The 16,065-nt window shown below is 47.6% G+C and carries 18 protein-coding genes and 1 riboswitch; of the genes, 7 read left to right on the top strand and 11 right to left on the bottom strand.

Features of this window, described 5'->3' with window-relative positions; translation table 11 throughout:
• Nucleotides 1-2: 2 nt before the first annotated feature.
• The 9 genes from AC27G9_RS13895 to AC27G9_RS13855 are packed head-to-tail and all read right to left on the bottom strand — an operon-like array spanning nt 3 to nt 7,790.
• A complete protein-coding gene (locus tag AC27G9_RS13895; protein WP_487075030.1) occupies nt 3-848 on the bottom strand; it encodes a cobalamin-binding protein in 846 nt (281 codons plus the stop codon).
• Nucleotides 845-1,447: a cob(I)yrinic acid a,c-diamide adenosyltransferase gene (gene cobO / locus AC27G9_RS13890; RefSeq protein WP_487075029.1), complete on the bottom strand. Its 603-nt coding sequence runs from the start codon at nt 1,445-1,447 to the stop codon at nt 845-847. Before cobO ends, AC27G9_RS13895 begins: the two co-directional genes overlap by 4 nt.
• Entirely contained in the window at nt 1,437-2,915 is a 1,479-nt protein-coding gene (locus AC27G9_RS13885; protein WP_487075028.1) for a cobyric acid synthase, read from the bottom strand. Before AC27G9_RS13885 ends, cobO begins: the two co-directional genes overlap by 11 nt.
• 6 nt (nt 2,916-2,921) lie before the next feature.
• Nucleotides 2,922-3,560, bottom strand: a complete 639-nt coding sequence (gene cobC / locus AC27G9_RS13880) for an alpha-ribazole phosphatase family protein (protein WP_487075027.1) — start codon at nt 3,558-3,560, stop codon at nt 2,922-2,924.
• Nucleotides 3,553-4,080 carry a bifunctional adenosylcobinamide kinase/adenosylcobinamide-phosphate guanylyltransferase gene (cobU, locus tag AC27G9_RS13875; RefSeq protein ID WP_487075026.1) on the bottom strand — a complete coding sequence of 176 codons (528 nt, stop codon included), beginning with the start codon at nt 4,078-4,080 and terminating at the stop codon, nt 3,553-3,555. The genes cobC and cobU overlap by 8 nt, the downstream gene beginning before the upstream one ends.
• A complete protein-coding gene (gene cobS, locus AC27G9_RS13870; protein WP_487075025.1) occupies nt 4,077-4,883 on the bottom strand; it encodes an adenosylcobinamide-GDP ribazoletransferase in 807 nt (268 codons plus the stop codon). Before cobS ends, cobU begins: the two co-directional genes overlap by 4 nt.
• Nucleotides 4,876-5,946: a nicotinate-nucleotide--dimethylbenzimidazole phosphoribosyltransferase gene (gene cobT / locus AC27G9_RS13865; RefSeq protein ID WP_487075024.1), complete on the bottom strand. Its 1,071-nt coding sequence runs from the start codon at nt 5,944-5,946 to the stop codon at nt 4,876-4,878. The genes cobS and cobT overlap by 8 nt, the downstream gene beginning before the upstream one ends.
• A 3-nt stretch (nt 5,947-5,949) precedes the next feature.
• Nucleotides 5,950-6,978, bottom strand: coding sequence for a FecCD family ABC transporter permease (locus tag AC27G9_RS13860; RefSeq protein ID WP_487075023.1), 1,029 nt, complete (start codon nt 6,976-6,978; stop codon nt 5,950-5,952).
• A complete protein-coding gene (locus AC27G9_RS13855; RefSeq protein WP_487075022.1) occupies nt 6,975-7,790 on the bottom strand; it encodes an ABC transporter ATP-binding protein in 816 nt (271 codons plus the stop codon). The genes AC27G9_RS13860 and AC27G9_RS13855 overlap by 4 nt, the downstream gene beginning before the upstream one ends.
• Before the next feature lie 94 nt (nt 7,791-7,884).
• Nucleotides 7,885-8,030: riboswitch (cobalamin riboswitch) on the bottom strand.
• A 123-nt stretch (nt 8,031-8,153) separates the two neighbouring features.
• Here AC27G9_RS13855 and AC27G9_RS13850 point away from each other — a divergent pair.
• From AC27G9_RS13850 to AC27G9_RS13835, 4 genes are read left to right on the top strand one after another with little or no spacing between them, the layout of a single operon-like run.
• Entirely contained in the window at nt 8,154-8,588 is a 435-nt protein-coding gene (locus tag AC27G9_RS13850; protein ID WP_487075021.1) for a MarR family winged helix-turn-helix transcriptional regulator, read from the top strand.
• A 2-nt stretch (nt 8,589-8,590) separates the two neighbouring features.
• The gene (locus tag AC27G9_RS13845; RefSeq protein ID WP_487075020.1) at nt 8,591-9,079 is read left to right on the top strand and encodes a hotdog fold domain-containing protein; all 489 of its coding nucleotides are present in this window, start codon (nt 8,591-8,593) and stop codon (nt 9,077-9,079) included.
• Between the two features lie 25 nt (nt 9,080-9,104).
• Complete coding sequence (locus AC27G9_RS13840) at nt 9,105-9,638, top strand: PaaI family thioesterase (RefSeq protein WP_487075019.1); 534 nt, start codon at nt 9,105-9,107, stop codon at nt 9,636-9,638.
• A gap of 58 nt (nt 9,639-9,696) precedes the next feature.
• A complete protein-coding gene (locus AC27G9_RS13835; RefSeq protein WP_487075018.1) occupies nt 9,697-10,911 on the top strand; it encodes a flavin monoamine oxidase family protein in 1,215 nt (404 codons plus the stop codon).
• Between the two features lie 3 nt (nt 10,912-10,914).
• Here the strand turns inward: AC27G9_RS13835 and AC27G9_RS13830 are convergent, their stop codons facing one another.
• On the bottom strand, nt 10,915-11,745 hold the full coding sequence (locus tag AC27G9_RS13830) for a mechanosensitive ion channel family protein (protein ID WP_487075017.1): 831 nt from the start codon (nt 11,743-11,745) through the stop codon (nt 10,915-10,917).
• Between the two features lie 359 nt (nt 11,746-12,104).
• Nucleotides 12,105-13,475, bottom strand: coding sequence for a Type 1 glutamine amidotransferase-like domain-containing protein (locus AC27G9_RS13825; protein WP_487075016.1), 1,371 nt, complete (start codon nt 13,473-13,475; stop codon nt 12,105-12,107).
• Nucleotides 13,476-13,938: 463 nt separating this feature from the next.
• On the opposite strand from AC27G9_RS13825, the gene AC27G9_RS13820 reads away from it, so the two are divergent.
• Genes AC27G9_RS13820 through AC27G9_RS13810 form a run of 3 tightly spaced genes read left to right on the top strand, consistent with a single transcriptional unit; the run spans nt 13,939 to nt 16,057 of the window.
• The gene (locus AC27G9_RS13820) at nt 13,939-14,298 is read left to right on the top strand and encodes a PadR family transcriptional regulator (RefSeq protein ID WP_487075015.1); all 360 of its coding nucleotides are present in this window, start codon (nt 13,939-13,941) and stop codon (nt 14,296-14,298) included.
• A 16-nt stretch (nt 14,299-14,314) separates the two neighbouring features.
• A complete protein-coding gene (locus AC27G9_RS13815; RefSeq protein ID WP_487075014.1) occupies nt 14,315-14,869 on the top strand; it encodes an HAAS signaling domain-containing protein in 555 nt (184 codons plus the stop codon).
• 18 nt (nt 14,870-14,887) lie between these two features.
• Nucleotides 14,888-16,057 carry a metallophosphoesterase family protein gene (locus AC27G9_RS13810; RefSeq protein WP_487075013.1) on the top strand — a complete coding sequence of 390 codons (1,170 nt, stop codon included), beginning with the start codon at nt 14,888-14,890 and terminating at the stop codon, nt 16,055-16,057.
• Nucleotides 16,058-16,065: the final 8 nt, after the last annotated feature.

Below are 16,065 nucleotides of genomic sequence, written 5' to 3'. Positions count from 1 at the left end.
AATTACTTGGTATGATAAATAACTCGCGCAGCATCAATCTGCTCGCAAAGCAATTCAACCTCGTTGAGCATTCGCACCGTCATACGATGGGTTTTATCGGCATCGGGATGAAAAACAAACCCATGTTTAGAGGCAGCAATATGCGGCCACTGCGTCCAATCCAGCGCATCACTATTGGTGGCGCTATGCGGGGTGGGTTGCACGACAATTTGCGGGTTGGCAGCCAACACTTGCTCTAAACTGACCAAGGGGTAATCCTCACTAAGGGTAGCGAAGGGATTGTCGACTCCACACAACTCCATATGTTGTTGTAACCACGCTTTATTGGCCACGGTGCGTAACGGCCGCGCCCACATTTCATAGAATCCTCGAATAGCCAACGCATCGGCATACTTAGCTCTCAAACCATCAAGCTTCTGTAAGTAAGCACTTGCCACCTCTTCAGCCATCTGTTCGTGACCTGTTATCTTGCCTAGCATGCGAAGTTCTTGGGCAACACTTTCCATCGTTGTTGGATTGGAGTAAACGATATTGAGGCCATATTTCTCAAGCCTTGCTAAGTCCTCCTGAGGGTTTCCCGTACGCCATGCAATAATGACGTCTGGCGCCAACTGTACAATTCTTTCTATCTGCAACCGCGCGTAATTCCCCACCCGCGGGATTTGATTTGCTTGTGATGGATAATCAGCATGCTCAGTGGTGGCAATGATGTAATCGCCCGCCCCAATATCATATAGCGATTCCACAATGTGCGGTGCAAGTGCGACAATACGGGGACCCGTATTGTCCTTCGCCCACGCCAACCCTGCGAGCAGCCAAAGCGCAATCAAGTAAACGAAACGACTCACCAGTCAATCCCGACTTGCGCTTTTATTCCAGCATCGAAGGCGTGTTTAACGGATTTCACTTCACTGACGGTATCGGCAATATCCATCACTGCGCGGTGGCAGGCTCTGCCGGTAACGATAACGTTTTGCATCACTGGACGGTTTTGTAGTGTCTGTACTACTTCGTCAACATCAAGGTATTTGTAGCTCAGCATATAAGTGAGCTCGTCGAGCAACACCAAGTTAATAGTCGGGTCTTGTAACCAAACTTTAGACTGTTCCCACGCTTTTTTTGCCGCAGCAATATCGGTTTCCTTGTCTTGTGTTTCCCAAGTAAACCCTGTTCCCATGACGTGAAATGGCACACCATGAGCTTGCAGTAAATCTCGCTCACCACAAGGCCAGGTCCCTTTCACATATTGCACAACCGCAGCTTTTTGACCGTGGCCAACCGCCCGTGTCACCGTACCGAAGCCCGATGTAGATTTGCCTTTACCGTTGCCGGTAATCACGATCAATATGCCCTTTTCATCTTGTGCTTGAGCAACCCGCTCATCCACTTTCGCTTTGTGTTCTTGCATCCGCGCTTTATGACGCGATTTGTCATTGTCAGTTGTCATTACCTTTACGTCCTATGAATTGATTAATCTTATTCCAATCGAGATGAGTACGACACATATCAGCTAACCGATTAAGCTCACGCTCTTGAATCGCAGCGTAATCTTCAGAAATCGTAACGTCAGCCCCGGCCCAGGCCAAAATTCTCTCTAGCGCTTGGGGTTTGTCGAACACGCCGTGCAGGTAGGTACCCGCCACTTGGTCGTCTTCGCTAACGGCACCATCAGTCACGCCATCCGTTAATTTTGCAAAACAACGAGACTCCGCCACTTCTGTGACTCCAACGTGAATTTGATATCCCGCTACACTAACGTCTTCGTCATCAAGGCAAAGTACACCCTCATCTTGGGTCAATTGCTTTTCTGGTTGCAAAATCGTTTTGACCATGAGGCAGCCCAACCCTTGCGATTCACCCGGACTGCCCTCTACACCGTTAGGATCAGCTATCACTGTGCCTAGCATTTGGTACCCACCGCAAATTCCCAGCACCTTGCCACCATAGCGCAGATGCCTTGCAATCGCCTTATCCCAGCCCATTTCACGCATCAAAGTGAGGTCTGCTCTGACATTCTTACTGCCCGGCAGTACTATTAAATCGCACGGCGGAATGGGACTATGCGGTGGCACATATATCAAATCCACTTGGGGTACCACACGCAACATATCGAAGTCGGTATGGTTGCTGATTCGACCAAACACTGGTACCGCGATAGTTAATTTTTTATCTTTCTTATCAAGATTTTGCTCTACATTGACTGCATCTTCAGCGGCAATCTGCAAATGATGCAGGTAAGGCAAAACCCCCAAGACAGGCTTGCCGGTTCTGTTTTCTAACCAGTCTAAACCCGATTCTAATAGGGCAATATCACCGCGAAACTTATTGATTACGAAACCAACGACTCGCTCTTGCTCACTTTGTGAGAGAAGGTCAAGTGTGCCTACTAACTGGGCGAAAACGCCACCTCTATCTATGTCTGCGACCAAAACAACAGGACAGTCTACAGCCTCAGCAAACCCCATATTGGCGATATCGCCCTCTCTGAGATTGATCTCTGCGGGGCTGCCAGCACCTTCTACGACGATACATTCGTATTGCTGAGTTAAGCGCTGATGCGATTGAAGCACAGCATCCATCGCCACTTTTTTATAATCGTGATAAGACTTGGCTTGCATGTCAGTAATGGCTTTACCGTGGACAATCACTTGCGCGCCGGTATCTGTACTCGGTTTGAGTAAAATAGGATTCATATCCACATGAGGAGCCAAACCCGCCGCTTGAGCTTGAACCGCTTGTGCTCTGCCAATCTCGCCACCGTCTGCTGTCACCGCGCTATTCAAAGCCATGTTCTGTGGCTTAAAAGGCACAACACTGACACCAGCCTGATATAGGCAACGGCAAAGCGCCGCTACCAACATACTTTTTCCGGCGTCAGACGACGTACCTTGCACCATCAATGTATTGGTTAGCATAGACCTTCAGGCCTCCCAACCATGAGGCATAGCGACATACTGCACATTGGGTTTGGCATTCTCGAATTGCGCCAACGTTATCTTGCTTAAGCTCGCGTAATCGATTTGCCATTGACTGAATATGGCTGGATTCCACCAGTCAAAATGGAGAATGTAGGCCAACAATAATCGGATCACACCACCATGAGCAACGACCAACACCGTTTCTGGTGTGGTTGAGTCGCGCAGTTCACCAATCAGGTTATCCCAAGCTTGCGCCACCCGACGATGCATGTCTTTAAGGTGCTCACCTCCTTCAAATTGACAACTCGCTGGCGATGCCCAAAACGCTTCCATTTCTCCCCATGCGCCTTCGGGAATATCGTCAAAAGGAACACCATCCCATTTGCCAAAATCACATTCTCTAAAGTCACTTTCAATGTTCAACGGTAAACCTTTACTTACCGCGAGATCGTTTGCGAAGACCTGACACCGTCTTAGTGGCGATGTCACAATTCGCGTCACCGAGTCTAGTCGTGCTGCTTGTCTTTGCAACTGCTGCCAGCCCTGGTGGCTGACAGGCACGTCTGTTTTACCATAAATGGCAGCAGGACCGTCTACTTCACCATGGCGAAGCAAATATATAGTATGTCGTGACTTACTCATCATTGTCTCCCTTGAGGTGCAGCGGTAAACCCGCTGCGACAAACGTCACCCTGTCAGCACATTTCGCCACAGCCTGATTGAGCCAACCTTGCCAATCGACGAATTGGCGTGTGACTTCGCCAATTGGGACGATGCCCATCCCCACTTCGTTGCTAACTAAAATGGCATCACTTTTGGCATCGACTAAGGATGCGGTCAACTCATTGGTAAGCGATTCAAAAGAGGTAGTCACGCCGTTGTATATCTCGTTGTTCAACCACAATGTCAAACAATCGATAAGCAAAATCGTATTACATTGGGTACCGTAACGACGAATAGCCTGATGCAGGGCCAAAGGTTGCTCCACCAGAGTCCACTCGGCCGGTCTATCTGCTTGATGTCTGGCAATTCGGTCAGACATCTCACGGTCGGTTGCCTGTGCTGTCGCGATATAAGTAACCGGTCCGGTAAGTTTTAGTGCACGACTCTGAGCATACTGAGATTTACCCGATCGCGCTCCACCCAACACTAGTTCTATCACAAGCTCCCCCTGGCTAACGCTAACAATACCATGTAAATCGCCAGCTCTTGAATTTGCTGAGCGGCTCCCAACACATCCCCAGTAAAGCCTCCAATGTGATGTTTCATCCAACGGCGTAAGCAAAATCTCAGAAGCACGACGGCTATGGCCAATATGGTAATGTGAAAAAAGGGAAGCAGGAACACACCGAGCGAACCTGAGATCAAAACAAACCACAAATGTGCCGTCGAAACGGGTTTCGCCAGCGGGTCACTTTTGTTCTTTTTTACTGAGCCAAGGTCCGAAACATATGGTAAGTCTTGCACATGTGTCAGTGCCATTGCGCGGGATAAAGGGTAAGCAATCAGTAATGCTGGGATAATGACGTCTAGCTCAGCCAATGAGTAAAGCAGGGAAAACTTAGCGCCTAACACTAAGATTAAACCACACGCACCATAGGTGCCGATGCGGCTGTCCTTCATAATATCGATTTTACGTTCGACAGTTAGGCCTCCCCAAAAACCGTCGCAGGTATCAGCCAAACCGTCCTCGTGCAATGCGCCTGTTAACATCACACTCACAAGGATAACAAGCGCTATTGCTGCCAAGCTCCCAAGTAAAGCTGACGCCAATAGGTACATAGCAACGAGTAACACAGCAAGCAGCCAGCCCACAGCGGGGAAATACTGTGTGCAGGTATGCATGAATTCCGGCTGATAAACGACGCTTTTGCCCATTGGAATACGGCTAAAAAAGCCAAGCGCGAGGCGAAAGTAGTTCCACTGTGCCGACCAAGGCGTCAACTCATCACGATTATTAGACATCGACATTTGCACTCTCAAACGTTGCCATCTCATTGTAAAATGCCACCGCACTTCTCAGCATCGGCATAGCGAGAGCCGCACCTGTGCCTTCACCTAGCCGCATACCTAAATCAAGTAACGGTTGTACGTTCATTAAGTTAAGAACCATTTGGTGGCTTCGTTCGGCACCGACATGTGCAAATACCATGTAAGATTTTGTCCGAGGAGCAATGGCACAAGCGTACAAGGCGGCGACGGAAGCAATAAACCCGTCTACCACCACAGTCTTACCTTGTTCGGCGGTTGCAAGCATAGCGCCGATCATTTGCACTATTTCAAAGCCTCCCAAAGCGGCAAGTATATATTCCGTTTGATTGACTGACGCTTTTTGAGCAGCCGCAACACGGTCCAACGACCGTTGAATCAGCGCGACCTTAGCGTCATACTGCGCATCGGATATACCAGTTCCTCGACCTACCACTTTACTCGCTTCTAAGCCCGAATAAGCACACAACAGGGCCGCGGCGCTGCTGGTATTTCCAATCCCCATTTCGCCAAACCCCAGTACATTGGACCCGGCATCAATATGCACCTTGGCTATTTGCGCACCAAAATTCAGGCCTTGAGAGAGCTGTTCTTGCGACATGGCATCCTGCACACTGATGTCTTGCGTTCCAGCACCCAACCTGTGCTCGAAATAGTGTGCTGACGTTGAACTAAGCGCGTTGAGCATACCGGCATCAATCACACTGAGCTGCACATCGTGAAGTCGACAAAAACAGTTTATTGCGGCACCACCAGCTAAAAAATTGAGCACCATCTGCTGAGTCACCTCTGCTGGCGCAATACTCACATTGTGCTTCGATATCCCGTGGTCAGCGGCAAACACTAGGATCGCAGGTTTCTCGATAACAAGCGGCCCAGAATCACTGCTTGTCAATTGCGTTTTCGCCAACTGCAACGCTAGTGATTCGAGCTTTCCAAGAGAACCCGGGGGTTTAGTCTTATTGTCGATTGTCTGTTGTACATGCTCGGTAACCTTTTCATTCAAAGGCGGGATAACCCAACGACTCGGTGATGACACGGTTTAGGCGCTCCTTTGACGAATGGCGAGAAAGAAAAATACACTGCCTATGGCAGACGTGATAATACCAATTGGGATCTCTTGGCCAGATAAAGCCACACGGGCGAAAATATCTACAGTCACCATAAACGCCCCGCCAAGCAAAACGCATCCCACGATGAGTGAGCGACTCGTCACCCCAACCCAATTGCGAACAATATGAGGAATCATCAACCCCACAAAGCCAATGCCACCGCAATAGGAGACGATACAGGCAGTTAAGGCCGCACAAATAGCAAGAGAAAGCATGCGTAGTAATCGCACATTCACACCCAGTGATTTTGCACTTTCGTCTCCCAGCAATAAGGCGTCCATTTGCCTGCCGTATAACAACAGGACCAAGACGCAAAACGCGACGATAGGCAGCATCACCCAAGCGTACCAAGCTTCAACTCGCGCCAAACTTCCCATCAGCCAAAATACCACTTTATTGGCAGCAAAAGGTTCGGCGAGAAAGAGTAAGAAATGAGACACAGCCCCCAACATGAAAGAAACGGCAACACCGGCTAACAATAGGTGTTCCGTTCGGCGTCCTAGCGCACTTGCCACCAAGACTTGAACCAAGGCGACAGCAAAGAGTGCTCCTATAAATGCTGCAGCTGGCAATGCAATAGAAAACGCCGCGTCCGAATTCAAGACGTCGAAGCCAAGTTGACGCGCAACCGACTCACTGAATAGCAAGGTTGCGATACTGGCCCCAAGGCCCGCCCCCGCAACCACGCCGAATAAATACGGATCGGTCAAACTGTTACGGGTAACGTTTTGCAATGTCGCCCCAGCGACCGCCAATCCGACGCCAACTAAAAAACCGACTGCCACTCTTGGCACGCGAATTTGCCAGAATATTAGCGAATCCGTTGCGTTGGCACACTCGCTGACAACACATTGCACAATGCGCTCTGGCGGCAGTTCAGCGGCGCCAAAAAACAGTGCCAATACACAGCTTGTGAACGCGACGAAAGCCATCCCATACCATTTGAATTGCGCACTCATTGTGGCCACTCACTTAAATCTAAAACCGTTTTACGCTCGGGTTTAAATACGACATTGGGCACCTCACCACTGCCTTCTACTGAACAGGTAATATTGAACACCTCAGTGAGCAAACTTGGTTCTAGTACTTCATTTGGCTGGCCAAATGCCACCAGTTGACCTTCACTGAGTAACGCCAGCTTATCGCAGTACTGCGCGGCCAAATTCATATCGTGTAAGCTCATCACAATAGTGACATTGAGTTGGCTGGCAAGGTCGTGCAACAGTTGCAAGATTTGGTGCTGATAATACACGTCTAGATGGTTAACAGGCTCATCGAGTATCAAAAGCGGTGAACCCTGAACTAGCGCCCTCGCGATCAATGCGCGTTGCTGCTCACCACCAGACAAACTGCTGAATTCTTGATGCTGTTTATGCTCCAACCCCACAGCTTGGATAGCCTGCTCTATACGCTGTTCGTCGCGCCGAGTGTGGCGGGAGAGCAATGATTTATGCGGTAACAACCCCATTCTCACAACTTGCTGTAGCGTCACCGAAAACACGACATCGTTAACCTGGTTTACTACCGCAATTTGTTGAGCTAAGCCTTGGATCGAATAGTCTCGAATAGGCATACCCTGCCATGCCACGTCACCTTCGAAAGCGCGTTGACCAGATAGGACCTTTAATAAACTCGTCTTGCCAGCACCATTGGGGCCCAAAACACCCAATACTTTACCCTTTGGCAAAGACAAGCCAATGTCGTGAAGAATGACCTTTTGGCCGATGCTCAAAGAAATCTGACGAGCTTGAAGCGCGTTATCGCTAGACAAATGATCCACCTAATAGGGTGGCGAGAATAGGCAAGTCGGCTTTCACCAAATAGATAAAAGCACATCACTCACTATCGTGTATTCCCGCACGAGTTATGCTGTTGTCATGACGGCTGGTATCTGACTTATGGTCGCGTAATGGCCATTTACAGTTGCGGGTACAGTTCCGGTTTTTCACCGGATTCCCAATTAAGTCCTACTCAAGTATTGAGTAGCACACCTGTCATCGTTTGTTGAATTGGAATATACCAGAGTCGCAACCCTCGTGCTCAACTTTGACACAGGATTAACGCTACTATCGCAGCTGTTAGCATCAAAACTATATAGTTGACATGTCAACTATATTGAATTTATAGTGTCGACATGCAAAGAAAAAGACGTTTAATTTATCAAATCAACCAAGCCCGCCATGCGATGATGAAATCCATGGATGCAGGTTGTCGCGCCGCATTGGGAATCTCAGTGACGCAACTGAGTGCATTGATGGTACTGAAAGAGCGAGAGCACTGTTTGATGAAAGAGCTCGCTGATGCCTTGATGCTAGACAACTCTGCAGTGAGCGGCTTAGCTAAACGCATGCAAAACAAAGAGCTCATTGTAAGAACACCTTGCCCCAATGATGCTCGAGCGTCGCGTTTGAGTCTCTCGGAGAAAGGCCAATTACTTCTTGCTCAAGGTATGGCACTACTCAATGACATTAATCATGAAATGAACGATGGATTTGAAGACGAAGAGCTAGAAATCGTGTCGCGATACTTACATCACATTACTGACCTGTTTACGAAGAGGAGCCAATAGATATGGCATATAAACCATCAAAGAGCCCATTACTTAAATTGTGGAAAACGTTGGGTGGCAGTGGTTTCGGCCGCTGGCTTGTCAGCAAGATGGTATGTTTCAAAGCCCCTTATTTTTCGACAATTAAACCCATTTTCACCACGCTCGAACCAGGATGCGTAGAAATACAGTTCAAGAAACGACGCGGCGTCCTCAATCACATCAATACCGTCCACGCCATTGCTATGTGTAATGCAGCAGAGTTAGCTGGTGGAACCTGCCTTGATGTATCGCTTAACAGTGACTTTCGATGGATACCCGTTGGTATGGAAGTTAAGTATTTGAAGATGGCAAAAACTGATTTGCGAGCGATATGTAAAGTAGAACACTTTGACTGGGACTCTCCACAAGATGTTGTGATGCCGGTGGGTGTATTCGACACCAATGGCGTCGAAGTATTTCACGCAGACATCACCATGCGCGTCTCTGATAAACGCAAAAAAGCAGTGTAGTTTCTTTTCCGAAAGGGTTGAAAACATGTACCAAAAAATAGCAGAGATCGGCCCCAAATTACTTGGGAAAGCCCGCACATTGCGACTAGGGTTCAATCTCTCCCCTATGTATCGCCGCAGTACCGCAAAATTAGTTGAAGTGTCAGATGACATCTCACGAATTGTGACCAAGCTGCCGATTAGCTACAAAAACAGGAATTACGTTGGCTCTATCTTTGGTGGCAGCTTATTTTCAGCTGTGGATCCCGTGCCCATGGTGCAGTTAATCAATTTGCTAGACAGCAACTACATCGTTTGGGATAAGTCGGCAGAAATCTTTTTCAAAGCGCCAGCGCTGGAAGACTTATACGCCGAGTTTACCTACTCGCAAGACGAAATTGACCATATCAAAGCAACAATTGCCGCTCAAAAAGAGATGGAAGTTGTCAAAGTGACTCAGCTAACCAATAAGGCCAGGTCCAAAGTCTATTGCGAAGTACGCAAGACGATTTACATCGCAGATAAAGCCCACTACAAAGCAAAACTAGCAGCAAGGAAAAAAGCATCAGCCCAAGGCTGAGTTAGGCTTTATGATACCATAGTGCATCTGAGTGTTAGCGATATAGCGAGGACGCGCTTTGAAACGACGTACATTTTTACAGGCCGCAGGTTGTGGGTTACTTGTGGGAATAACGCCTTGGACCGGCGCTCAACCGTCTACTCGCAAACTATTGGGTTACCTTCGAACCAACTGGAGCCAAGACCCGTTTAGCCAAGGCTCGTATTCTTTTATCGCCAAAGGGGCAAAACGCAAGCATATCAACGCACTAGCCGCCCCAATCGACAATCGCGTTTTCTTTGCTGGTGAAGCCACTCACCCTGATTACAACAGTACTGTTCATGCAGCCTACGAATCTGGACTAATAGCGGCGCAAAACCTCAACCAATCTCAAGCGAAAAATGTGGCCATCGTCGGTGCGGGTATCAGTGGATTAGCGGCGGCCGATGCATTGGAAAAAACCGGAAAAACCGTCACTATTTTCGAAGCCCGTGACCGTATTGGAGGGCGCATTCACACCGATAACGCCTTAGGCATCCCCTTGGATCTGGGGGCGTCATGGATTCATGGCATTAACGATAACCCTATCTACGCCATTGCTCAGCAGCAACGACTTGTCACGGTAGAAACAGATGATAGCTATATCGTTCGAAATCGATATGGTAAGGAAATGACTTCGCCACCAGAATGGCTCGATGAAGTGGTTGATATCGAACACACAGCTGGCGCTAGCTTGTCTGAGGTGAACCAGTTTGCTTACTTTTTTGACGATGATTATGACGGCGCTGAAGTCATCTTCACTCAGGGTTATCACAACGTTTTCGAAACGCTCGCTGACAGCAAACATATCGTATTTAACCATGTGCTAAATGAGGTTAATTACAATGAAAATGGCGTCTCTGTGGGTTTCCAGAATAACAGCACTGCACAATTTGATGCTGTGGTGATTACCATTCCATTAGGGGTTCTCAAACAACAACACATCACATTTTCTCCTGCTCTACCACCTACTAAACAACAAGCTATTGCGAAATTAGGGATGGGTGTGTTGGATAAAGTGTATTTGCAATTTGAGGATGTATTTTGGGATAAAGATGTAACTTGGATAGCAACACCTGACAATGGGCTGCCCAGAGGGCATTTTAACCAATGGTTTAATCTCTATCCATACACCGGAAAGCCGGTAATCATGGCGTTCAATGGAGGGAAATCAGCTAAAACTCTCAGCCAACTCGACGACGATACGCTCATTCAACAGGCCGTAAGCACCATCACTGGCGCCTACGGACGATAAAGACTACTCGTCTTCCTTGGTTAAGATAACTTTAGTATGCGGGAATGGAATCTCTATCTGTGCGTCATCCAACGCACGTTTGATTTGTTCCGGCACAGAATAAAGAACATCGAAGTAATGTGCGCCTTCACAAAATGGGCGAACCAAGAAATCGACAGAACTGTTGTTTAGCGTTTCCACTTCAACAAAAGGGGCAGGATCCTTTAATACATGGGGGTGAGCTTCAAGCACCTGGTTGATAACTTCCCGAGCTTTCACCGTATCTTCTTTATAGGCCACGCCGAAACGCATATCCACACCGCGAATTTGATGATGGGAGTGGTTGATAATTTGGCTGCCCCAAATCTGGCTATTGGGAATGATGATTTGCTGACGGTCAAACGTCTCGAGGATTGTCGTAAATAAGTCGATTTCCGTGACGTTACCAAAGCGACCCGCTGCATCAATAAAGTCACCTACTTTATACGGACGGAAAATCAGTAACATCACACCCGCGGCAAGGTTAGATAAGGTCCCTTGCAGCGCCAAGCCGACAGCCAAACCAGCCGCACCAAGTAGTGCCACAATTGAAGCGGTTTGCACACCAAAACGATTGAGCACGGCAATCGCAACAAAGGCTAAAATCGTATAGCGCGCTACGCTGCCTAAGAAACGAAACAGGGTGTCATCTAACTTTTCGTGGCGCTTACCTAAATTGTGAATCATCTTATTCACTTTGTTTGCCACATACATGCCCACGATCAAAATGATAATTGCGAGCAGTACGTTGGTACTGAAATCGATGATTAGTGGAATGTACTCTTCTATTTTCGATTGATTGAGTAAATCGTCCATCTCTGCGTCCTTAACTGTATTTGTGGTTTGGGTATGTTATCGGCCTCAGTAGTGATAACCGTATTAGCAATAAGGCTAAAGTGATCCGTTTGGTAAAATCTCTCAGTAGACATGCATAAAGATTAAGATAGGTCGAAAAGTGGGGAAATCCCAGCGAAAAAGACACGCCAGAGCTTGTGATGAATGCGCAAAGACAGCACCAGAGCTGTTCAGGATTAAAGTTACATCCGCTGGCGAATGGCTGTTTACTTGTAAACCCTGCCAACGCCAAATGAAACAAAGTTACCCAGAATATCAATATGGCGGCACATGGAAGCAGCGCAAGCGAAACTAGCGGGGCAGTACCCCGCTACGATTGATCAGTATGGGTTACTCGGCGAATAGAATCGCGTATTGCTACCATCGACGCTAATCCGATAGGCCGTGCGTGAAGACTGGCCCGTCAGCACGTTGAATGTATCTCCCGCGCGCAAATCGTAGGTAACCAGATCCGTTACGACAACGGGGCTACCACATTGCACTTGCTCAAATCGGCTTTGACTATCAGTAGTAAGCACATACACTCGCCCTGAGCCATCTATAACAGTACTACCATCGCCAGTGACAAACATAGCCGTGCCTTCGTCAACACCAATAGCCTGTTTACCAATGCCGATAGATGCCAACATTACGGCCATTCGCCCCATTCGGTCGCGCTCATAAAAATGGGTATCGGTAATGATGTTCGACATCACAGGTGTTTGTAAAAATGCCGGCGATATATTCATCGTGTTGTGACATAAATCAGTAACCACTTCTTCACTGATGGCGCCAAGAACGCCATCAGGGTCATATACATAGTTGCCCTGAATCGCATTTCCGGCTGATGTGCCGCCAATAACACCGTTTTTGCCATACACGTGATCAAGCGCCTGTTGCAGTGCTGTGCCTTCCCACAGATTTAAATACTCAGACTGGTCACCACCAGATACAAATACAAATTCCGCTGACCGTACAGCCCAATCAACATAACTAGAGTTAGCGTCTGCAACAGAATCGACAATAATGGTTTCTACCGAGTCTGCGCCTGTTAATGGCAACAGATAGTCGTTGTAAGCGTCAGTGCCAGAAGTTCTCAGCACCACGACATCACCGCCACTGATATGCGGTTTAACGCGCTGACTGAAAGACGCATCAACGTCAGTACCACCGCCCATCAATAGGACGGCGCCTTGGCTCGGTAGCTCTGGACAAACATCCTCGTGATTTCCAACCAAATTCGACGCTATTGAGTTGGGTTTAGCCGGTCGGCTTCCGTATGTGTTACAGGCGGCACTGCCCGTTCCCGAGTCGGGAAAAGAGACGGTTAAATCGTACCATCCTGTACCATCGTAACGGCTGACTTTAAGGTAATAATCGCCCGACGAAGCAGCGTAAGCTCCTGTCTCAGGTACACGAGAACTCGCGCCTGATGCGACCGCGGTGCCGGAGGTGCGATACAGATCCCAATCAAAATCATCTCGGCTGTTATGATCTAATACAATCGCTATTTCCCCGCCCTCTTGCACGGAGAAAAAATACCAATCTTGATCTCGCCGATTGTTGATACTGCCTTCGACTAACACTCCGCTACACAAGGTTCCGTTAGCATTGGCTTCCGAGTTGTTGTTTTCGGTTTCTGCGGTAACACAGGCATGAGTTGTGTTTGCCACAAATACCGCAGCAAACGACAAAAGTATTGACGTTTTCATTCAATTTTCCTTCAACTTTTTTATTGTTTTAAAAGGCGCCGACGGTCGTCAGCTATAGATGCAAAAGCTCGAGCGAGCGTTGCACACGAACCTATTCGTCAAACCATTCCGAGAGATGGAAGTCAGCAGAACAACCACTCATTAAGAGGCTGACTTGAGACTTACCAAGAATGGGTATCGAATAGCTCATTGAATTCCGAAAACGATGTTTTTTTGACCACCCCATCATTCACCAACTTATTGGCGATGTCAACGCTGGGTCCTTCCCACGCCATCAAAATCAATTCAACACAACCTTAAAAACAAATAAATACAATTACTTAAAGCAAATTTCAATGTTGATTTAGAGCGCTTCAAAAAGGCGTATGGCACATACCCAAAAACTATGTTCAACAATATACCTTGCATTACAAGGTATATTGCATTATAAAATAAAAAGCACATTAAATAGGCAGTGAATGAGATGGAAAAAGATAACTCCGCAGCGAAGTGGGACGTCCAATTGCGCAAAGGCACGCTTGAAATGGTTATCCTTGCCGCGCTGAAAGGTCGGTCACTGTATGGTTTAGCATTGTTAAACCTACTGCAAAAATTAGAAACCACCGCAATTACCGAAGGTACCTTGTATCCGCTACTCGACCGTTTAAAAAAAGACGGTGTTGTTGATGCACAGTGGGTACAAGAGGGAACAACCAGACCTCGAAAATATTATTCCCTAACAGCAGATGGGGAAACAAAACTCAATGTCTTAACGGATCGCTGGCGTAAGTCTGTCAGCGATATGGAATTCTTACTCGCCAATCCCGGACCGGCGACGTTCTAAGATTAAGGATCTCATTATGAATTACGATACACAGATCAATCAGTACCTATCTACTCTAGCTAAATACATGTCCCGTTTAGACTCGGCACAAGTGAACGAAGTGATTAGAGAAATTGAAAGTCACATTTATGACGTCATCGATAATGCGGAAACTCAAGGTAGTCCCATCGAAATTGACGAGGTTTTAGCTCGTTTCGGCTCACCTCGTCAGCTAGCACAGCAATACAGTGATCACTTGCTAATGGGTACGCCACCCCCACCGGGATTTAATGCATTACGAACAGTCAAAAAAGGGGTCACCGCCAGCATTTTCTTTGGCACAGCCTTGGTAGGATACTTACTTGGTTTAGTACTTATCGCTATCGGCGCGTTAAAGGTGTTTTTACCTGATTCGGTGGGCGTATGGGCAAATGACCACGGTCAAAGTGTCGTAGTCGGTATCGTTGATCACACGCCAGTATCTAGCCAAGAACTGCTTGGCATGTGGCTGATCCCCGTTGGCATTATTTGTGGTGTCGCGGTCTTATTGCTAACACACCGTTTGCTCAGTGTCCTAAAGCAATACCGCTAAGACTGAGGATCTCTACCCATGAAAACCATACTTCGATATCTCGGCCATTTTTCAGCGGTAACGGTAATACTGCTCATTGTTGGATTTGCCGTGCTAGTCAGTCAACACGGCACAGTAGGACTGCCCGCAGACCAACTCGCTAAAACCGTCGGCAATGAAGGACCTCACGTTTTCTTTGAGGGCGAAAACTTGCAAGCAGAATACATCAGAGGCAATCGGGAAGAGGGTTTTTACAAAGAAACCCTAACGCTAAAACCGGATGAAACTCATTCACTGGATGTATATTTTCCCCTTACCAATTCGACGTTTCAGGTAGATTATTCACCCATTTCTGCAACACCGCCCTCCACGTACTCAGATACGGCTCCTATTGTTGCGATTTCCGATTTGGAGGGTAACTTAGGGACATTTATCGACTTTCTCAAAACCCATGGCGTGATCGATAGCAACAATCAATGGCGCTTTGGCTCTGGCCACTTGGTTCTCATTGGCGACATGGTCGACCGCGGATTCTCTACCACCCCTTTGTTGTGGTTTGTGTATAAACTCGAACAAGAAGCACTGCGTTCAGGCGGTCGATTGCACTACATTGTTGGCAATCACGAAATCAAAAATCTACAAGGTAACTTTCATTCCGCGGCGGATAAGTACTTTGCAATCGCGGGGATTTTGCAACGCCAACAATACGAATTGTTCGGGCCAGATGCCGCTATCGGCCGTTGGTTGGCCAGTAAAAATGTTATCGAAAATATTAACGGACACTTGTTCGTTCACGGCGGTATTCATCCAGACATCAATCAGTTAGATATGTCGATTGATGAAATGAACGCAACGGTCCGTGAGCACTATCGACAGTTTTACTACCCCAATGCGACGCTAAACAACAATGTCGATTTACTCACGTCCACCAAGACAGGCCTCGCATGGTATCGCGGTTATTTTCGAGGTGACGTCGACGCTAATCAGGTGAAGCAAAGTCTGACCTCACTGGACGCTAAGGCCGTTGTTGTTGGCCATACATTGCAGTTTAGAGTTAATGCATCCCTCGACAACCAAGTTTTCGCAATCGACGTAAAACACCCAGACGATTACAGTGCCAGTTTCCCACCGAAATCATCGGAAGGCCTTTTGATAGAAGATGGAAAGTACTATCGTCTATTGGCTGACGGTGAAAGAATTGCAATCTAGTCTCACTG

The organism is Alteromonas sp. 5NS40-0096 (genome assembly GCF_057544385.1).
Note: the sequence above shows the minus strand (reverse complement) of the source record. Positions and strands in the feature narration are given on the sequence as shown.